The 18,974-nt window shown below is 74.2% G+C and carries 18 protein-coding genes and 1 tRNA gene; 8 read left to right on the top strand and 11 right to left on the bottom strand.

Features of this window, described 5'->3' with window-relative positions; all coding sequences use genetic code 11:
• Positions 1 to 4 precede the first annotated feature (4 nt).
• Positions 5 to 577 carry a TetR/AcrR family transcriptional regulator gene (locus tag ACFVZH_RS30220; RefSeq protein WP_384902217.1) on the bottom strand — a complete coding sequence of 191 codons (573 nt, stop codon included), beginning with the start codon at positions 575 to 577 and terminating at the stop codon, positions 5 to 7.
• A gap of 206 nt (positions 578 to 783) precedes the next feature.
• Here ACFVZH_RS30220 and ACFVZH_RS30215 point away from each other — a divergent pair, with 206 nt between their 5' ends.
• Positions 784 to 4,080, top strand: coding sequence for a S41 family peptidase (locus tag ACFVZH_RS30215; protein ID WP_384902215.1), 3,297 nt, complete (start codon positions 784 to 786; stop codon positions 4,078 to 4,080).
• Here ACFVZH_RS30215 and ACFVZH_RS30210 read toward each other — a convergent pair.
• From ACFVZH_RS30210 to ACFVZH_RS30190, 5 genes are all read right to left on the bottom strand, one after another.
• Positions 4,077 to 4,583 carry a GNAT family N-acetyltransferase gene (locus tag ACFVZH_RS30210; protein WP_384902213.1) on the bottom strand — a complete coding sequence of 169 codons (507 nt, stop codon included), beginning with the start codon at positions 4,581 to 4,583 and terminating at the stop codon, positions 4,077 to 4,079. The two genes, ACFVZH_RS30215 and ACFVZH_RS30210, sit on opposite strands and share 4 nt — an antisense overlap.
• A gap of 175 nt (positions 4,584 to 4,758) precedes the next feature.
• Positions 4,759 to 4,944, bottom strand: a complete 186-nt coding sequence (locus tag ACFVZH_RS30205; protein WP_384902211.1) for a hypothetical protein — start codon at positions 4,942 to 4,944, stop codon at positions 4,759 to 4,761.
• A gap of 152 nt (positions 4,945 to 5,096) precedes the next feature.
• Positions 5,097 to 5,978, bottom strand: a complete 882-nt coding sequence (locus tag ACFVZH_RS30200) for an SDR family oxidoreductase (RefSeq protein ID WP_384902209.1) — start codon at positions 5,976 to 5,978, stop codon at positions 5,097 to 5,099.
• Positions 5,975 to 6,910 carry an alpha/beta fold hydrolase gene (locus tag ACFVZH_RS30195; RefSeq protein ID WP_384902208.1) on the bottom strand — a complete coding sequence of 312 codons (936 nt, stop codon included), beginning with the start codon at positions 6,908 to 6,910 and terminating at the stop codon, positions 5,975 to 5,977. Before ACFVZH_RS30195 ends, ACFVZH_RS30200 begins: the two co-directional genes overlap by 4 nt.
• Positions 6,907 to 8,448, bottom strand: a complete 1,542-nt coding sequence (locus ACFVZH_RS30190) for a flavin-containing monooxygenase (protein ID WP_384902206.1) — start codon at positions 8,446 to 8,448, stop codon at positions 6,907 to 6,909. The genes ACFVZH_RS30195 and ACFVZH_RS30190 overlap by 4 nt, the downstream gene beginning before the upstream one ends.
• Before the next feature lie 188 nt (positions 8,449 to 8,636).
• On the opposite strand from ACFVZH_RS30190, the gene ACFVZH_RS30185 reads away from it, so the two are divergent.
• The 6 genes from ACFVZH_RS30185 to ACFVZH_RS30160 all read left to right on the top strand — a co-directional run bounded on the left by ACFVZH_RS30185 (position 8,637) and on the right by ACFVZH_RS30160 (position 14,081).
• Positions 8,637 to 9,257, top strand: coding sequence for a MerR family transcriptional regulator (locus tag ACFVZH_RS30185; RefSeq protein ID WP_384902340.1), 621 nt, complete (start codon positions 8,637 to 8,639; stop codon positions 9,255 to 9,257).
• A 134-nt stretch (positions 9,258 to 9,391) separates the two neighbouring features.
• On the top strand, positions 9,392 to 9,994 hold the full coding sequence (locus tag ACFVZH_RS30180) for a hypothetical protein (protein ID WP_384902204.1): 603 nt from the start codon (positions 9,392 to 9,394) through the stop codon (positions 9,992 to 9,994).
• Positions 9,995 to 9,997: 3 nt separating this feature from the next.
• Complete coding sequence (locus ACFVZH_RS30175) at positions 9,998 to 11,335, top strand: peptidoglycan-binding protein (RefSeq protein WP_384902203.1); 1,338 nt, start codon at positions 9,998 to 10,000, stop codon at positions 11,333 to 11,335.
• 89 nt (positions 11,336 to 11,424) lie between these two features.
• On the top strand, positions 11,425 to 12,111 hold the full coding sequence (locus tag ACFVZH_RS30170) for an ABC transporter ATP-binding protein (RefSeq protein WP_384902339.1): 687 nt from the start codon (positions 11,425 to 11,427) through the stop codon (positions 12,109 to 12,111).
• The gene (locus tag ACFVZH_RS30165) at positions 12,108 to 13,349 is read left to right on the top strand and encodes an ABC transporter permease (protein ID WP_384902202.1); all 1,242 of its coding nucleotides are present in this window, start codon (positions 12,108 to 12,110) and stop codon (positions 13,347 to 13,349) included. Before ACFVZH_RS30170 ends, ACFVZH_RS30165 begins: the two co-directional genes overlap by 4 nt.
• Before the next feature lie 366 nt (positions 13,350 to 13,715).
• Complete coding sequence (locus tag ACFVZH_RS30160) at positions 13,716 to 14,081, top strand: hypothetical protein (protein WP_384902200.1); 366 nt, start codon at positions 13,716 to 13,718, stop codon at positions 14,079 to 14,081.
• A 102-nt stretch (positions 14,082 to 14,183) separates the two neighbouring features.
• Here the strand turns inward: ACFVZH_RS30160 and ACFVZH_RS30155 are convergent, their stop codons facing one another.
• From ACFVZH_RS30155 to ACFVZH_RS30145, 3 genes are read right to left on the bottom strand one after another with little or no spacing between them, the layout of a single operon-like run.
• The gene (locus ACFVZH_RS30155) at positions 14,184 to 15,875 is read right to left on the bottom strand and encodes a sensor histidine kinase (RefSeq protein WP_384902199.1); all 1,692 of its coding nucleotides are present in this window, start codon (positions 15,873 to 15,875) and stop codon (positions 14,184 to 14,186) included.
• A complete protein-coding gene (locus ACFVZH_RS30150) occupies positions 15,872 to 16,576 on the bottom strand; it encodes a response regulator transcription factor (protein ID WP_384902197.1) in 705 nt (234 codons plus the stop codon). The genes ACFVZH_RS30155 and ACFVZH_RS30150 overlap by 4 nt, the downstream gene beginning before the upstream one ends.
• Positions 16,577 to 16,630: 54 nt before the next feature.
• On the bottom strand, positions 16,631 to 17,434 hold the full coding sequence (locus ACFVZH_RS30145; RefSeq protein ID WP_384902195.1) for an exodeoxyribonuclease III: 804 nt from the start codon (positions 17,432 to 17,434) through the stop codon (positions 16,631 to 16,633).
• 50 nt (positions 17,435 to 17,484) lie between these two features.
• Here ACFVZH_RS30145 and ACFVZH_RS30140 point away from each other — a divergent pair, with 50 nt between their 5' ends.
• Complete coding sequence (locus ACFVZH_RS30140) at positions 17,485 to 17,964, top strand: GNAT family N-acetyltransferase (RefSeq protein WP_384902193.1); 480 nt, start codon at positions 17,485 to 17,487, stop codon at positions 17,962 to 17,964.
• Between the two features lie 114 nt (positions 17,965 to 18,078).
• On the opposite strand, the gene ACFVZH_RS30135 is transcribed toward ACFVZH_RS30140, so the two are convergent.
• A tRNA-Ala gene (locus tag ACFVZH_RS30135) sits at positions 18,079 to 18,152 on the bottom strand.
• Positions 18,153 to 18,248: 96 nt separating this feature from the next.
• The coding region (locus tag ACFVZH_RS30130) for a hypothetical protein (protein WP_384902191.1) at positions 18,249 to 18,974 on the bottom strand (726 nt) is incomplete at its 5' end.

Here is an 18,974-nt window from a genome sequence, read left to right as displayed (position 1 = left end):
GTGATCAGACGCCGAGTGAGGGGAGCACCACGGCGTCGAAGTAGGCGCTGAGGAAGGCGCGGTCGACCGGCTGATCCTCGATCAGCGGTCGGGCGATGAACGCGCCGATCAGCATGTGCGGGACGAGCTTCAGCGCCGGGTTGGCGGCGTCGACCTCGCCCCTGCGGACCGCTCGCTGCAGCACCTCGTCGAGGCCGTTCATCTCGGGTTCGATGAGCAGCTCGCGCAGTGCCCGGTGCAGTTCGGGGTGGGTGTGGACGGCATGGGCGAGACCCCGCATCAGCGCGGCGTCCTTGTCCATCTGGCAGTCGTCGGTGTGGGCGAGCATCTCCTCGATGTCGCCGCGCAGCGAGCCGGTGTCGATCTCGGTGATGTCGACCGGCTTGTTGTGCCGCATCGCCCGGGCGACCAGTTCCGGCTTGCTCCCCCACTGGCGGTAGAGGGTGGCCTTGCTGGAGTGGGTGCGGGCGGCGACGGCGTCCATGGTGAGGGCGTCGTAGCCGACCTCGCGGAGGAGGTCGAGCACGGCCGCGTACAGCTCGGACTCCCGCTCGGGAGTGAGTCTGCTGCGTGCCATGATCCGGTCTCCGATCCGAACGAAACGGTTTCGTACAGTACGAAGATACCCACCCCGTCAGCGAAACGAAACCGTTTCGTACGTGTCCTGGGCCACACCCGAGCCGCCCCCCGTCCGGATACGAGTGGCCCGCGAGCCACACCCCGGGAGACGCCCGCATACACGTACGAGTTGCCTGACCCCCTCCCCGCGGAAAGCATGAGGAGGTGAGTGACGACGTCGCGTATCTCCGTTTTCCGCACCTCCACGGCGATCTGCTGTGCTTCGCCGCCGAGGACGACCTCTGGATCGCCCCGCTCGCCCCCGAGGGCGACCGCCCCGGCCGGGCCTGGCGGCTCACCGTCGACCGGACGCGGGTCGGCCACCCGCGCTTCTCGCCGGACGGCCGCCACATCGCGTACACGAACTGGCGCAGCCTCGACCCCGAGATCCATCTCGTCCCCGTCGAGGGCGGGGCCGCCCGGCGGCTCAGCTACTGGGGCTCCACCGACACCCGGGTCTGCGGCTGGACGCCCCCCGACAAGGACGGCCGGTCCGACATCCTCGCCGTCTCGTCGCACGGACAGCCGTTCTCGTACTACTCGTGGGGCTACACCGTCCCCACCGACGGCTCCCCCGGCGGCCGGATGCCCTGGGGCCCGGTCTCCGACATCGCCGTCACCGAGCACGGCGCCGAACACGAGGGGGAGCGCCGCACCCTCCTCCTCACCGGGAGGCCGCCGCACGAACCGGCCGCCTGGAAGCGGTACCGGGGCGGTGCCACCGGACGCCTCTGGCTGCACGGCGAACGGCTGCTGCCCGACATCGGCGGCCACCTCGACTGCCCCATGGCCGTCGACGGCCGGATCGCGTTCCTCTCCGACCACGAGGGCGTCGGCAACCTCTACTCCTGCCTGCCCGACGGCACCGACCTGCGCCGGCACACCGACCACGACGAGTTCTACGCCCGGCACGCCTCCAGCGACGGACGCCGGGTCGTCTACCAGTGCGCCGGCGACCTGTGGATCGTCGACGCCCTCACCGCCGGCTCCCGGCCCCGGCGGCTGGAGGTCCGGCTCGGCGGACAGCGCGTCGGCCGGCGCGCCTACCAGGTGCCGGCCGCCCACCACATCGACGCGCTCTCCGTCGACGAGACCGGCCGCGCCAGCGCCGTCTCCGTGCGCGGCAGCCTGTACTGGCTGACGCACCGCGACGGCCCGGCCCGCACGATCATCGACGAGCCGGGCGTCCGCGTCCGGCTCCCCGAGATGCTCGGCAGCGGCGGCCAGGTCGCGTACGTCACCGACGCCGAGGGCGAGGACGCCGTCGAGATCGCCTACCTGCCGCGCGCCAGCGGCGACCGGCCGCCGCGCCGGCTCGCCTCCGGCGGCCTCGGCCGGGTCGAGGAACTCATCGCCGACCCCGACGGCGAACGGCTCGCCATCGCCTCCCACGACGGCCGGCTCCTCCTCCTCGACGCCACCGAGGACTCCAACGGCGAGGTCACCGAGCTGATCGCGTCCGTCAACGGCCCCGTCCGCGACCTCGCCTTCTCCCCCGACGGCGCCTGGCTCACCTGGTCCCACCCCGGCATCGGCCGCTCCCTGCGCTCCATCAAGATGGCCCGCATCTCGGGACCCGGCGCCCGCACCGTCGTCGACGTCACCAACGGGCGCTTCGAGGACGAGAACCCCGTCTTCACCCGCGACGGCCGCTACCTCGCCTTCCTGTCCTGGCGCGGCTTCGACCCGGTGTACGACGTGCACACCGGCGACCTGTCGTTCCCGCTCGGCTGCCGCCCCTACCTCGTCCCGCTCTCCTCCGCCACGCCCTCCCCCTTCGCGCTGCTCCCCGACGGGCGCCCGGCGGCGGGCGGTCTCGACCCCGCCGACGACGAGACGGACACCGGCGACGGCACGGTCACCGTCGAGATCGAGGGACTGCCCGACCGGGTCACCCCGTTCCCGGTCTCCGCCTCCAAGTACTCCGCCCTGAACCCGGTCAGCGGCGGCGGCCTGGTCTGGCTGCGCTGGCCCATCTCCGGCGCGCTCGGCGAGACCTTCGCCAACCCGGCCGACACCTCGGGCCGCCCCACCCTGGAGCACTTCACCATCACCAAGGCCCGCAAGACCGAACTCGCCAAGGACCTCGACTGGTTCGCGGTCAGCGGCGACGGCACCCGGCTCGTCGTCGCCGACGAGGGCGAGCTGCGGGCCGTACCGGCCACCGAGTCCGGCGACGGCGACTCCACCGTCTACCTGGACCTGCGGCGCATCCTGCACGAGATCGTCCCCGCCGCCGAGTGGCGGCAGGCGTTCGACGAGGCCGGCCGGATCGTCCGCGCCTACTTCTGGGAGCCCGCCATGGGCGGCGTCGACTGGACGGCCGTCCTCGACCAGTACCGGCCGCTCGTCGAACGGGTCTCCTCCCCCGACGAGTTCGCCGACCTGCTCCGCGAGGTCCTCGGCGAACTGGGCACCTCCCACGCGTACGTCACCCCCGCCCGCCGCAACGAGGGACCGCCGCACTACCAGCGCCCCATGGGCCTCCTCGGGGCCAACCTGGTGCCCCGGGAGGCCGGCTGGACGGTGAAGCGGATCCTGCCCGGCGAGTCCTCCGACTCCAAGGCCCGCTCCCCGCTCGCCGGCACCGGCATCCGCGAGGGCGCCGTCCTCACCCATGTCGACGGCCGGCCCGTGGACCCGGTCAGCGGCCCGTACCCACTGCTCTCCGGCACCGGCGGCACCACCGTCGAGCTCACCTTCACCCCCGCCGAGGGCGAGGGCCGGGCCCGCCGCGTCGCCGTCGTCCCGCTCGTCGACGAACGTCCGCTGCGCTACCAGGACTGGGTAGCCAAACGCCGGGCCGTGGTCCGGGAGCTCAGCGGCGGCCGCTGCGGCTACCTCCACATCCCCGACATGGGCGGCTCCGGCTGGGCCCAGTTCAACCGCGACCTGCGCATGGAGGTGTCCCGGCCCGCGCTGATCGTCGACGTGCGCGGCAACGCCGGCGGCAACATCAGCGAACTCGTCATCGAGAAGCTGACCCGCAGGATCCTCGGCTGGGACCTCACGCGGAACGCCCAGCCCGTCTCGTACGCCTCCAACGCCCCGCGCGGCCCCGTCGTCGCGCTGGCCGACGAGGCCACCTCCTCCGACGGCGACATGATCACCGCCGCGTTCAAGCTGCTCGGCCTCGGTCCCGTCGTCGGGCAGCGCACCTGGGGCGGGGTCGTCGGCATGACCGGCCGCCACCGGCTCGGCGACGGCACCCAGATCACCGTCCCGATGAACGCGGCCTGGTTCCCCGAGTACGGCTGGTCCCTGGAGAACCACGGCGTCGAACCCGACCTCGCGGTCCTGCGCACCCCCCTCGACTGGGCCGAGGGCCGGTACGCGCAGCTCGACGACGCGGTCGAGGTCGCCCTCTCGCTCCTCGCGGAGAACCCGGCGGCGAGCCCCCCGGGCTACGACTCCCTCCCGGACCGCTCCCGCCCGAAACTGCCGCCGAGGCAGGAGCCCTAGGCGGCGGTCCGGCCGACGCCGTCGGCCAGGTCCAGCTCGTACGACGTCCCCGCGTTCCCTTCGATCGTCACGCTCCCGACCGCGCCGAAGCCGACCCGCCCGAGCACGGCCCTCGACCCGTCGTTGTCGAGGGTCGTGACGGCGGTCAGCCGGCGCAGCCCGTACTCCTCGCGCGCCAGCCGGCACACCTCCCGGACCCCGGCCGTCGCCACACCCCGCCCGGTCGCCTTCTCGGCCACCCGGTATCCCAGCTCGGCGGCCCCGTCGGCGACGTCCACCAGGTTGAACCGCCCGAGGACCTCCCCGCCCTCGCCCACCAGCACGTGGAAGTGGATCGTGCCGGTCTCCTGCTCGTCGAGCAGCGCCCGGTGCCGGTCCTCGAAATCGGTGAAGTACGCGTCCCCCCGGTCGGGCACGGACGCGGCGAAGTACCCCCGGTTCTCCCGCTCGAACGCGAGCAGGGCGGGCGCGTGGTCGGATCGGAGTCGCTCAAGTACGGCCATGCCGCTCACGGTACGAAGATCCGGCCCCCGACGCGCGCGAGTTACGCGCCACGATTCCCCCCGCGACCACGCCACGAGCCCACCGCGACCGGGACCGGCGGCGGGCGGCAGGGGTCGCACATGCGAAGGCGCACCCGGTTGTCCCGGGTGCGCCTCCTTCAAGGACGGGCCGACGTCAGGCGTCGTAGTCCTGGTCCATGCGGTCCTGGGCCTCCTGCTGGGCCCGGCGGCTCTCCGCGTCGGAGCGGTCGCGGCCCTGGGAAGCGCGTTCGGACGCCTCGTCCTTCGCCTTGCCCGCGGCCTGCCGGGCCTGCTGCTTGAGCTGCTCCGCCTTGTCCTTGAACTGGTCCTGCATGCCCATGGAAGTTCACTCCTAGAAGGCTGTGAGGGGGAGGGGGCGCTGTGCCCCCTGGCCTCGACCAGCCTTGCACGGGCAAACATTCCACGCATTTCGATCAGTCACGGTCCGTGTCGACCCCCGCTCGGGACGGCCGGGCCGGACCGGGCCGGACGTCAGGCCCGCTCCGTCCGCGCCTGCTCGTCGGCCGCCCCGCCCGCGCCGACGAGCCCCTTGGGCACCGAGGCGAGCCGCGGCTCGAAGCGCCGCATCTCGCGCTGTCCGACGGCGGCGATCATGCCGGGCAGGTAGCCGCGGACCGACTGCATCCCGCGCAGCCACCACTGCGCGTACACATGGGCCGAGCGCCGCTCGATGCCCGCCACGATCCGGTCGACGGCCGGCCCGAGGGGGTACGTGCGGTTCGCCGGCCACGGCAGCCGCTGCCGCAGCTCCTTCATCACGTCGTCCTGGTCGGCGCCCCGCACCATGTCCGTGTCGGTCCAGGAGAGGTAGCCGACGCCGACCTTCACGCCCTTGTACGCGACCTCGGCGCGCAGGCTGTGCGCGAACGCCTCGACGCCCGACTTGGAGGCGCAGTACGCCGTCATCATCGGCGCCGGGGTGAGGGCCGCGAGCGAGGCGATCTGGAGGAAGTACCCCCGGGACTCCATGAGGACGGGCAGGAAGGCCCGACCGGTCACGGCGCCGCCGATCAGGTTGACCTCGATGACCCGCCGCCAGGCCGCCGGGTCGGACTCGGCGAACGGGCCGCCCGCCGCGACACCGGCGTTGGCGACGACGATGTCGACCTTCCCGAACCGCTCCTTGACCTCGGCGGCGACCTTCGCCATCGCCTCGTGGTCGGTGACGTCGGCGTACCACCAGTCGGCCTCGGTGTGCAGCCGCCCGGCGACCTCCTTCAGCTGCTCCGGCTCCAGCCCGACGAGCGCGATCTTCGCGCCGCGCGCGGAGAGCTTGCGGGCGAGGAGTTCACCGACGCCGCGGGCTCCTCCGGTGACGACCGCCACCTGTCCTTCCAGGCTCGTCCTGCTCATGCCTGCTCCCTCTCCTTCTCCTGCTCGCCGGACTTCACACCCAGGTAGGTGAGGGTCAGTTCGCGGATCTGCGCGGTGACGGCCTCCGGGGCCTCCACCGGTGTCATGTGGCCCATGCCGGCCAGCCGGACGACTCCCGTGCAGTGCGGCAGCGCGTCCGCCATCACCTGGGAGTGGACGGGCGGTGTGAGCCGGTCCGCGGTGCCGACGAGGACGGTCACCGGCAGCCGGAGCTCCCTCAGCCCCGGTTCGAGGTCGAGCCCGGCCAGGACCTGCGACCAGCCGTAGCGGGCCCCGCGCGGGCAGGCGTGCACGATCCGGGCACAGGCGTCGACCCGTTCCGGCGCCGAGCCCGGTCCCATCGTCGCGTACCTGAGGATCTTCTTCGACACGGCGTTGACCGGGCCCAGCGGCGCCTTCGCGCCGAGGACGGCTGCGGTCAGCCGGCTGCGCAGGCCGCCCGGCCGGAGCGGTACGACGGTGGACTCGGCGGTCAGCCGCGAGGCCCCGGTGGAGCAGAGCAGGACCGCGGCGGCGTGCTGCCGGAGGCCGGGGCGGCCGGCGGCCGCCATGATCGTCATGCCGCCCATGGAGTGGCCGGCGAGGACGGCCCGTTCGCCGGGGCCGAGGGTGGCGGCGAGCACCGCCTCCAGGTCGTCGGCGAGCGCCGTCGTCGAGTAGCCGGCGCCGCCGGTCGCGGCGGGGGCCGGGGACCGGCCGTGGCCGCGCTGGTCGTAGGCGATGACCCGGTGGTCGGCGGCGAGGGACCGGATCTGCTCGGCCCAGAAGGCGATCGAGCAGGTCCAGCCGTGGGCGAGGACGACGGCGGGCGCGCCCTCGGGGCCGTACACCTCGACGTGGACGCGGGAGCCGTCGGCGGAGACGGCGGTGAGGGCGCGGGACTCGGGCAGCGAGGTCAGGTGGCGGCTCACTGGGCGGCCTCCTTCTTGCGGGAGGTGCGGGTCTTGGCGGCCGGCGCGGTCCGGGGGGCGCGGATCACCTCGTACTCGGAGAGGTCGACCTGCCGGGTCTCGCGCCGGAACTCGCCCGTCGTGCCCGGCCACAGGGTGGTGTTGCGCCCGTTGGCGTCGAGGTACCAGCTCTCGCAGCCGCCGGCCTTCCAGACGGTCCGCTCCATCCGGGCCTGGACCTTGCGGTTCCAGGCGCCGACGGCGGAGGGCCGGACGGCGAGGGCGGTGCGGCCGCCGAGCCCGGAGGAAGTCAGCAGGGTCAGCTGGCGCAGGTAGTCGGCCATGTAGTTCAGCTGGGACTCGATCATGAGGATCATCGAGGAGTTCCCGAGGCCCGTGTTGGGGCCGATGACCGTCATGAAGTTGGGGAAGCCGGCGGCGGTGGCGCCGCGCAGCGCCTCCATGCCGCCCTTCCACGCCTCGGCGAGGGTCCGTCCGTCGGCGCCGACGACCCGGTCGGCGATCGGCATGTCGGTGACGTGGAAGCCGGTGCCGAAGATGACGGCGTCGACCTCGGTCTCGGTGCCGTCCGCGCCGACGAGGGTCGAGCCGCGGACCTCGCGCAGGCCGGAGGCGACGACGTCGACGTTGGGCTGCGCGACCGCCGGGTAGTACGCGTTGGAGAGCAGGATCCGCTTGCAGCCGATGCGGTACGAGGGCGTCAGCTTGGCCCGCAGGACCGGGTCCTTGACGGACTTGGCGATGTTGGCCTTGGCGAGCTTCTCGACGAGGCCGAGTTCGTTCGGGTGCTTGGTGAAGGCGCCGACCTGGAGTTCGCGGATGCCCCAGAGCAGGCCGCGGCGGAGGGTGCCGGTGACGGGCAGGGTGCGGTGGAGCCAGCGCTCGGGTCCGGTGATGGCCCGGTCCATGCGGCGCATGACCCAGGGGGGCGTGCGCTGGAACAGGGTGAGCCTGCCGACCTGCGGCTGGATCGCGGGCACGATCTGGATGGCGGAGGCGCCGGTGCCGATCATGGCGACGCGCTTGCCGGTGAGGTCGTAGTCGTGGTCCCAGCGGGCGGAGTGGAAGACCTTGCCGGGGAAGTCGGCGAGCCCGGGGATGTCAGGGATCTTGGGGTCGGAGAGCGGTCCGGTCGCGGAGACGACGACCTCGGCGCTGAAGGAGCCGGCGCTGGTCTCGATCTCCCAGCGCAGCGTCTCGGCGTCCCACCGCATGCGCTGCACCTCGTGGTTCAGGCGCAGGTGGGGGCGGATGCCGAAGGTGTCGGTGACGTGTTCCAGGTACGCGCGGATGTGCCGCTGTCCGGAGAAGGTCCGGGGCCAGTCGGGGTTGGGCGCGAAGGAGAAGGAGTAGAGGTGGGACGGTACGTCGCAGGCGCAGCCGGGGTAGCTGTTGTCGCGCCAGGTGCCGCCCACGGAGTCGGCCCGCTCCAGGACCACGAAGTCGGTGATCCCCTCGCGGCGCAGCCGGACGGCGGCGCCCAGGCCGCCGAACCCCGATCCGATCACCGCCACCCGTACGTGCTCGTGCTTCGCCATGCCGCCTCCCGCGCCCGGCCCATTGCGCCAGCAATCACTGGCACAATCGGACTGTAGAGCAGCTCCATACCGAGCGGTAGGGGTACGGCAAGGGAAAGTTACCGGCGGTACAACATAGGCTGGCGAACGTGGCAGAAGGATCGGGACCCGACAGCGGGCAGAGCGGCACCGGCACACGCGAGTACCGCATGGCGGAACTGGCGAGCGCCGCCGGCATCACCGTGCGCACCCTGCGCTTCTACCGCGAACGCGGCCTGATCCCGCCGCCCCGCCGCGAGGGCCGGATCGCCTGGTACGACGAACAGCACCTGGCCCGGCTGCGCACCATCGCCGCCCTCCTGGAACGCGGCCACACCCTCAACGGCATCGCCGACCTCACCACCGCCTTCGAGAGCGGCCGGAACGTCCGCGAGGTCCTCGCCCTCGGCGCGCCCAGCGAGGAGGAGCCCGTCCGCCTCACGCCCGAGGAGCTCGCCGACCACTTCGCCGGCGAGGTCACCCCCGAGAACCTCGCCGCCGCCCTCGACCTCGGTTACCTCGTCACCGACGGCGAGGAGATCATCCACATCAGCCGCCGCCTCCTCGACGTCTCCGCCGCCCTCGTCCACGAGGGCGTGCCCCTCGCCGAGGTCCTCAAGGCCGGCGCCCGCGTCCGCGAACACGCCGACGCCCTCGCGGAGCTCTTCACCGAACTGCTCCGGGCGCACGCCGGCGAGGAGGACGTCCGGCGGCTCCGCCCGCTCGCGAAGAGCGTGGTCGAGGCGGAGCTCTCGATGGCCCTCGACCGCCACCTGCGCGACACCCCCTGACGGCCGGCCGGGCCCCTTCCGGCGGCCTCATGATCGCCTGACAGGTTCTTCAAGAGTTCTTCATGACCTCCGTCCTACGGTCGGCTCACCCACCGCGCCCGCGGCCGGGCCCGACAGGAGGAACGGGAGAACCGATGAGGACGAACCGGGTGCGGCTCGCCGCGGCGGCGGCGGTCGCGGTGTTCGCGCTGACCGGCTGCGGAGGCGGCGGCGACGACGAGGCCGGGAAGATCCCGACGGCCGGCGACGGCACGTCGTCCGGTACCTCCGCGGGTACGTCCGCCGGTACCGGCAAGGCGTCCGGCAGCGGAAAGGACGAGGTCGCCGCGTACGTCGACGGCCGGCGGGCCTGGGTGAAGTGCCTGCGCGAGAACGGCGTCGACGCCCCCGACCCCGACGCGAACGGCCAGGTCGACCTCGGCGACGGCGCGGCCCTCAAGAAGAACCCCGCCTTCCTCAAGGCGTCGCGGGAGTGCTCCTCCGTCAGCCCGCCGGTCCCCGAGGAGATCGAGCGGCGGCTCGCCCCCAAGCTCACCCCCGAGCAGATCAGGACGCAGTTCGCGTTCGCCGACTGCATGCAGAAGAACGGCGCCCCCGACTTCCCCGACCCCGAGCCCGACGGCAACGTCTACGGGGACGTCCAGTGGGACTCGACCACCGCCGCCGCCAAGCGGGCCGCCCGCACCTGCGCCCCGATCATCGGCGCCCCGGTCGACCAGGGCCCGGGCAAGGGCTGAGCGATGAGCGGCATGTTCACGGACCCGGACCCGGGCCCGGACACCGGCCCGGACACGAGCCCGGACACCGGCACGGACAAGGGCGCGGAGGTGGAACCGGGGCAGGAGGGGACGGCGCCCCCGCGCGCCCCGGGCCGCCGCCGGAACCGTACGGTCCTCCTCGCCGCCGCCCTCGTGGCGGTCACGGCGGTCGCCGTGGTCGGCGCGCTCGGCCTCGGCGGCGGCGACGAGACCCCCGCCGCCCCGCCGCGGGAGGGCTCCACGGTCGCCGTCACCCGCGCCACCCTGGTCGAACGGACCAAGGTCGAGGGCGCGTTGGGGTACGGGACCGAGATACCGCTGCCGGTCAAGGCGACCGGCACCGTCACCTGGCTTCCCGAGGCGGGCACCACCGCCGAGCGCGGCGACACCCTGCTGCGGGTGGACGACCGGCCGGTCGTCCTGCTCTACGGCACCCTGCCGATGTACCGCGAACTGGGCCTGGCGGCGGGCACCCCGCCGCCCGGGACCGGCTCCACCACACCACCGGCGCCGGGGGGCGCCGGAGGCAAGGGCGAGGCCGGCGGCGAGGGCGGTACTCCCTCGGGCGCCGGCACCGTCGCCACCCCGCCCTCGGCCACTCCGCCCGCCGCGACCACCACGCCGCAGCCGCTGCGCGGTATGGACGTCCTGCAGTTCGAGTCCAACCTCGCCGCGCTCGGCTACACCGGCTTCACCGTCGACGAGAAGTTCACCTCCTCCACCGAACGGGCCGTCAAGCGCTGGCAGAAGGCCCTCGGCGTGCCGGAGACCGGCCGCGTCGGCCTCGGCGACGTCGTCTACGCCTCCGGCCGGGTACGCCTCGGCCCGGCCGGCGTCCGGCTCGGCGCGGCGGCCGGCGACAACGCCCTGACCTACACCGGAACGACCCGCAAGGTCGTCGTCAACGCCTCGGCGCAGGAAGCCTCCTGGGCCGTGCGCGGCACCCCGGTCACCATCGGTCTGCCCGACGGAAGCCCGGTGAAGGGCGAGGTCGCCTCGGTGGGCCGGCAGGCGGCCGCGCCCGAGGGAGGCGCCGGCGACGCGCCCCCGACGGTCCCCGTCACGATCACCGTCCCCGACCAGCGGGCCCTGGGCCGTCTGGAGAGCGGCCCCGTCACCGTCGAGTACACCGGCCGGAAACGCGAGGACGTGCTGACCGTCCCGGTGGCCGCCCTGGTGGCGCTCGCCGAGGGCGGACACGGCCTGGAGACCGCGGACGGCCGCTTCGTCGCCGCCCGGACGGGCCTGTTCGCCGACGGCATGGTCGAGGTGAGCGGCCCCGCTCTCCACGCGGGCATGAAGGTGAGGATCCCCCGGTGAACGCGACTCCCCCGGCGACCGGGGACCCGTCGGCGACCGGAGCCCCCTCGGCGGGCGACCCCGCGGCGAGCGGCGGCGGCCCGGCCGTCGTGGAGTTCCGCGCGGTCTCGAAGACGTACCCCGGCGGGGTCTCGGCGGTCCGGGACGTGAGCCTGCGCGTCGCGCGCGGCGAACTCGTCGCGATCGTCGGCCCGTCGGGCTCGGGCAAGTCCAGCATGCTGAACCTGATGGGCAGCCTCGACCGGCCCTCCGCGGGCTCGGTCCTGGTCGACGGGCACGACGTGGCGGCCCTGACCGACCGGGAGGTCTCCGCGCTGCGGGCCACCCGGATCGGCTTCGTCTTCCAGCAGTTCCATCTGGCGGTCGGCGTCCCGGTCCTGGAATCGGTCGCGGACGGCCTGCTGTACGCCGGAGTCCCCTCGCGCCGCCGCCGGGCCCGCGCGGCCGCGGCCCTGGACCGGGTCGGGCTCGGCCACCGCGTCCACCACCTCCCGCACCAGTTGTCCGGCGGCGAGCGCCAGCGGGTCGCGGTGGCCCGGGCGGTGGTCGGCGAACCGGCGGTGCTGCTCGCCGACGAACCGACCGGCAACCTGGACTCCGCGTCGGGCGCGGCGGTCCTGGAGCTCCTGCGCGAGCTGCACGCGGCCGGCACCACGGTGGTGGTCATCACCCACGACCGCGAGATCGCGGCCGCCCTCCCCCGCCGCATCGAGATGCGGGACGGCCGGGTGGTCGCCGACACCTCCACCGGACCCGCGATCGGAGCACTCGGATGATCCCCGCCCCCCGACGGGGACGGCACGGCCGCCGGACCCCGCACGGCCGGGGCGCCCTGCGGCCGGCCCGGCTCCGCCCCGCCGACGTCGTCCGGCTCGGCGGTACCGGCCTGCGCACCCGCCCGCTGCGGGTGTTCCTCTCCGCGCTGGGCATCGCGATCGGCGTCGCCGCCATGATCGCGGTGGTCGGCATCTCCGGCTCCGGCCAGGCGGAGGTGGACCGCCGCCTCGACGCGCTCGGCACCAACCTGCTCCGGGTCGCCCCCGGCGCCACCCTGGGCGGGCAGCGGACGCGGCTGCCGGCCGAGGCGGTCCGCATGATCGACCGCGTTCCGCCGGTCCGCGAGGTCGCCGCCACCGGCGCGACCGAGGCCCACGTCTACCGCAACGAGCGGATCGCCGTCGGACGCACCGGCTCCCTCACCGTCCTCGCGGCCGGCGACGGTCTGCTCCCGGCCGTCGGCGGCCGGCTCCGCCACGGCCGCTGGCTGGACGCGGCGACCGAGCGCTATCCGGCGGTCGTGCTCGGCGCGACGGCCGCCCGCCGGCTCGACGTGTACGCCCCGGGGACCCGGATCTGGATCGGGGACCGCTGGTTCTCCCTGATCGGTGTCCTCGACCCCGTACCCCTCGCCCCCGAGCTGGACGGCGCGGCGCTCGTCGGCTGGCCGGCGGCCCGCACCTACCTGCGGTTCGACGGCCACCCCTCGACCGTGTACGTCCGGGCCGACGACGGCGCCGTCGCGGCGGTACGGGCGGTCCTCCCGGCCACGGCGAACCCGGAGAACCCCGGCGAGGTGCAGGTCTCCCGCCCCTCGGACGCGCTCGCCGCCCGCGAGGCCACCGAGTCGGCGCTGACCGGTCTGCTGCTCGGTCTCGGCGGGGTCGCGCTGCTGGTCGGCGGCGTCGGGGTCGGCAACACCATGGTGATCTCCGTCCTCGAACGCCGCCCGGAGATCGGCCTGCGCCGGGCCCTGGGCGCCACCCGGGGCCAGATCCGCACCCAGTTCGTCACCGAGTCGCTGCTGCTCTCGGTGATCGGCGGCCTCGGCGGCACCGTCCTGGGGACCGTGATCACGGCGGTGTACGCCGTCAGCCGGGGCTGGCCGACGGTCGTCCCGGTGTGGGCGACGGCCGCCGGGGTGGGCTCCACCCTGGTGATCGGCATGCTCGCGGGCCTCTATCCGGCGGTACGGGCGAGCCGCCTCGCCCCGACGGTCGCGCTGGCCGGCACCTGACGCCGTCCCCGCCCGCCGGGCCACCCCCGGGAAGCGGCCAACCTGCCCCGGGCGCCGCCCCGGACCGGTTGGCCGTTTCCCCGCGTCGGAATCGGGAAATCCGTCCGGCGCCGGAACGCATTTCCCCACCGCTCTTCTCCCCGTCACGGCTCCGGAATCACGGCGACCGGAGCCAGGAGGGGAATTCCGCCGCCCCGCGGAACCGTCCGGAAATACCTCCCGCGCCCCTCCGCCGAAAAGCGGCCGACAGCACGGCCGCCCATTGAAGGCCGCCACTCCCCCGGGCAATTCTTTCTCCGCACTCGAACGAAACGGCCCGCCCGCCGGTTCGGCGCGCGGGAACGACCAAGAGTTCAGGAGAGATCGATGCGTCTTCGGACGAAGCTCGCCGCGGTGGCCCTCGGCGCCGTCGCGGCCACCGGCGGCCTGGTCCTGCCCACCACGGCGGCCGTGGCCGCGCCGGAAGGTGCCGCCGCCTGCTACAACCCCGGCTGGTCCAACAAGGACGGCCGCGCGGGCAGCACCAACACGAACTACGTGAACATCCGCTCCAGCCCCACGACCGAGTGCGGCTCGGGCGGCCAGGCCCAGGCGAGCCACGGCCTCACCCTGCACTGCTGGGTCTCCGGCCAGGACGGCACGTGGTCCCACGTCCGCGACAACACCACCGGCATCTCCGGATGGATCAAGGACAGCCTGCTCAACGGCCACGGCTCCGACGTCCAGTGCTGACCGGACGGCGCCCCTCGGCCGGCGGCCGCGGCCCCGGAGCCGCGTGCTGACCGGCCACGGCGCGCGCCGTGTGCCGGCCGGGCCGCGCGACGCGTGCTGGCCTTAGGGGGCCGCCGTCCCGTGCTGATCCCGCACCCCGCTGCCGGTCCCGCCCCGCGGGGCCGGCAGCACCACGGTGAACACCGAGCCCACCCCGACCTCGCTGGCCACCTCTACGGCCCCGTGGTGGTCGGCCACGATCTGCCGGGCGATCGAGAGTCCGAGGCCGCTGCCGCCGGTGGCCCGCCCCCGGGCCGCGTCCGCCCGCCAGAACCGGTCGAAGAGCCGGGGCAGGTCGGCGGCCGGAATCCCGCTGCCGGTGTCGCTGACCGCGATCCGCACCATCTCGTCCCGCTCGGCCAGCTCCAGGCGCACCCCGCCGCCGCGCGCGGTGTGCCGCACCGCGTTGCCGACCAGATTGCCCAGCGCCTGCCGCAGCCGGTCGGGGTCCCCGTGCAGGCGTACGGTGCCGGGGCCCGCCCCCACCACGTCGAGCGTCACCCCGGCGGCCGCCGCCCGGGCGCTGTGCGCGGTCCGGCACGTCTCGACCAGCTCGCGCGCGTCCAGCGTCCTGCGGTGGTACGTGAGGGCGCCCGCCTCGGCGAGTGCCAGGTCCTGGAGGTCGTCCACGATCCGCTGCTGGAGCAGCACCTCCTCGTGGAGGGAGTCGAGCAGCTCGGCGTCGGCCGACAGGACCCCGTCGCGCAGGGCCTCCAGATAGCCGCGCAGATTGGCGAGGGGGGTGCGCAGCTCGTGGGCGATGTCCCCGACGAGCCGGCGCTGCCGCTCCTCGCTGTCCTGGAGGGAGCCGGCCATCCGGTTGAAGGACCGGCCGAGTTCGGCGATCTCGTCCCGGCCGGAGGCCGGAACGCGGCGCCCGAGGTCGCCCTCGCCGAGCCCCCGGGAGGCCGCCGTGAGGGCCCGTACGGGCTTGAGGACGGCCCGGCTGAGCAGCAGCGCGCAGGCGAGCGCGGCGGCGGTCACCCCGGCCGCGACGCCGACGGCCGGGCCGACCGCCAGGGTCTGCCCGGCGTCGTCCACGGCGCCGAGCCGCACGGTGAGCGGCTGGGGGGCGACGGCGGCGGTCCGCTCGGTGAAGACCCGGCGCAGGCAGGCGATGGTCTCCGCGGCCCCCGGCCCGCGGCAGGCACCGGCGGCGGCGACGTCGGCCGGGCGGGAGGCGCTGGTGTCGCTCCGGGGGCAGGGGGCGCTGCCGGGCGGGCCGCCGGGGGCCTTCCCGCCGTCCTGGAAGAGCGGGATCGCGTACGTGCCGGGGATGGCGGTGACCCGGTGTCCGACCCGGGTCAGACAGGCCGCGTACGTCGCGCCGGCCTCGTAGACCCGGATCAGGGAGGCGGTCACCTTGCGCATCGAGCCGGGGTCGAAGGTGGGTGGGAGCTCCATCTCGGGCCTGGGGTCGACCAGGAGCGCCGGACTGGTGCCGCCGGGGCGCGGGTCGCGGCCGAGGAGGGTGTCGGAGTCGGCGATCTGGCCCTGCCGGTCGGTGCCGATGCGGATGCGCTGTCCGGTCTCCTCGGTGAGGTCGCGCACGGTGGCGGCGACGCCATCCCAGGTGCCGTGGCCGGCGCCGTAGGCGCGCAGCCGCTCGGTGATGGCCGCGATGGACTGCCGGTCGGCGGCGGCGGACTCGCGGAGCTGGCCGGCGGCCTGGCGCAGGGTCAGCCAGGCGGTGGCGGAGGTGGCGGCGACGGCGACGAGGAGGACGAGGGTGAAGACCCGCAGGCGGAAGCTCATGGCCCGTACCCGCCGTCCGCGAGGCGGTACCCGCGGCCGTACACGGTCTCCAGGTGTCGGGGGCGTGCCGGGTCGGGCTCCAGTTTCAGCCGCAGGTTGCGCACGTGGACGTCGACGGTGCGTTCCAGGACGTCGCTGTCGAAGCCGAAGACCCGCTCGATGAGCTGGGCGCGGGTGAAGACCCGGCCCGGATCGCGGGCCAGGGCCTCGAGGAGGGAGAACTCCTTCGAGGTCAGGGCCACCGGCCGGCCGTCGACGCGGACCTCGAACCGGGCCGTGTCGAGCTCCACGGCGCCCACCCGGAGGAGTTCGTCGCGGGTGGCGGCGCCGGTCGCCCGGGACCGGCGCAGGAGCGCGCGGACCCGGGCGGTGAGTTCGCGCGGGCTGTACGGCTTGGTGAGGTAGTCGTCGGCGCCGAGGTCGAGGCCGAGGAGCATGTCCTCCTCGGTGCTGCGCGCGGTCAGCAGCAGGATGGGCACGTCCGATCCCTCGGCGCGCAGAATGCGGCACACGTCGAGTCCGTCGACGAACGGCAGCATCACGTCGAGAACGACGAGATCCGGCCGGACGGAACGCACCCGCTCCAATGCGGCGCGTCCGTCCGCGACGACCTGGACGGTATTTCCCTCCCGCTCCAGATAGATCCGAATCAGCCGTGACTGCTTTTCGTCGTCCTCGGCGATCAGAATGCGCGCGCCCACGACTCTCCCCACCCGGTTCCGCCCATTTTCCGAACGGTACCGCGCGGGAATGGGCTACAGGTCGTAGACGGCGGTCACGGGTGCGTGGTCGCTCCACCGCTCGTCGTGGGTCGCGGCCCGCTCGACGTACGCCTTCACGGCCTTGGCGGCGAGACCGGGCGTGGCGATCTGGTAGTCGATGCGCCAGCCACTGTCGTTGTCGAAGGCGCGGCCCCGGTAGGACCACCAGGAGTAGGGGCCCTCCTGCTCGGGGTGCAGGGCCCGGACGACGTCGACGTAGCCGCCCTCGTCCTCCTCCAGGACCCGGCCCAGCCACTCCCGCTCCTCGGGCAGGAAGCCGGCGTTCTTCTTGTTGGACTTCCAGTTCTTGAGGTCGGCCTCGCGGTGGGCGATGTTCCAGTCGCCGCAGACGACGACCTCCCGGCCGTCGGCGGCGGCCCGCGCCCTGAGCTCCTTGAGGTAGGGCAGGAACTCGCCCATGAACCGGTACTTCTCGTCCTGGCGCTCGGTGCCGACCTCGCCGGAGGGCAGGTAGAGGCTGGCGACGGTCACGCCGGGCAGGTCGGCCTCGACGTACCGGCCGCTGCCGTCGAACTCGCTCGACCCGAAGCCGACCCGGACCCGGTCGGGCTCGCGCCGCGTGTAGAGGGAGACCCCGGCGCGCCCCTTGGCGGCGGCCGGCGCGTGCACGGTGAACCACCCCTCGGGCGCCCGCACCTCCTCGGGCAGCTGCGCCTCCTCGGCGCGCACCTCCTGGAGGCAGAGGGCGTCGGCCGAGGTACCGGCCAGCCACTCGACGAAGCCCTTCTTGGCGGCGGCGCGGAGACCATTGACATTCACGGACGTGACAGTGAGCATCCCGGGAGAATACCGACACCCGCACCATGCATACATGTACGATATTCCGCATGAACATCCATCCCCTGCCCTATGACCACCCGGACGCCGTCGAACTCGAGGACGCCGTGCAGGCGGAGTACGCCGTCCGCTACGGCGACGAGGGCGACGCCACACCGCTGGACGCCGGGATGTTCGCCCCGCCCCACGGCCTGTACCTCCTCGCGTACGACCCCGAGGGCCGCCCCGTCGCCACCGGCGGGTGGCGCACCCAGGACACCAACCCCGAGGGCTACTCGGACGGCGACGCCGAACTCAAGCGGATGTACGTCGTCCCCGAGGCCCGCGGCATCGGCCTCGCCCGCCGCATCCTCGCCGCCCTGGAAGACGACGCCCGCGCCGCCGGCCGCACCCGCATGGTCCTCGAAACCGGCACCGCCCAGCCCGAGGCCATCGCGCTCTACCTCTCCAGCGGCTACACCGCGTGCCCCAAGTTCGGCCACTACCGCGACTACCCCAACAGCCGCTGCTACGCCAAGCCGCTGAACTGAGCCGCACCGCCACCGACCCGTACTCGGCCGAGTCCGGGTCGGTTCCGTCGTGCGCGCCCCCGGAACGCGAAAATCCCGCCCGATCTTTCGATCGGACGGGATTCCCGTTGTCTGTGGACCTGTGGGGATTTGAACCCCAGACCCCCTCGATGCGAACGAGGTGCGCTACCAGACTGCGCCACAGGCCCTTGCGACGTGTGAAACATTAGCATCCCGACCGGCCCAGGCAAAAATCCGTTCCTCCGCAGGTCAGCCGGGGGCCGTCGCGGGCTCCCGGAGCCGGGTCATTCGTTGGCCGCCCGGGGGCGGTCGTCCTCGTCGGCGTACTGGTCGAAGAGGGGCGTGCGGCCGTGGTCGCGGGGGCGACGCGGCGGGGTGGTGCGCTGCCGGGGGGCCGGCGAGGGCACCGGGGCGGGGTCGGCCACCGTGGAGGAGCGCGCGGCGCTCCAGGTCTCGGGGTCGGTGATGTCGACGCCGCTGGTGGCGCGGGGCGCGACCGGGGCGGTGACGTAGGTGGGCAGCGGGACGGGGACCGGGTCCCAGCTGTCGCCGCGGGCGGGGCCGCGCTCGCGCTGCTGGTCCACCCACTCGGCGTGGTCGGTCTGCTCGACGAGGGCGCGGCGGTCGGCCTCCTGCGGGGAGGGCGCCGTGTCGGCGGCCGGTTCCGGCGTCGGGGCCGGGCGGCGGCTCTCGCGCAGCCGGGCGGCCGCGGCCTCGGCGCGGCGCCGGTCCATCACGTAGACGAAGCGCCGCCGCTCCTGGATCCGCAGATGGACGATGTACGTGCTCAGGAGCAGCGCGGGGACCGCGGGCGCCCACAGGAAGGTGACGCCGCCGACGGCCGCGACGACCGCGCCGAGGGTGAAGCCGGCGAAGAGGAGCGTCGTGGTGCGCCGGCGCCGGGCGAGGACCTTGCCGCGGCGGGCGCGCTCGGCTGCGCCCGGGGCGGGCCGGGCCGGGGCGGACGCGGGTTCCGGTTCTCGGTTCGACTCGCGGTTCGGGTCGCGTCC

Origin of the sequence: Streptomyces sp. NPDC059534 (assembly GCF_042743475.1) — a bacterium.
In the GTDB taxonomy this organism is placed as follows: Bacteria; Actinomycetota; Actinomycetes; order Streptomycetales; family Streptomycetaceae; genus Streptomyces.
This window is presented reverse-complemented; position numbering and strand designations above follow the sequence as displayed.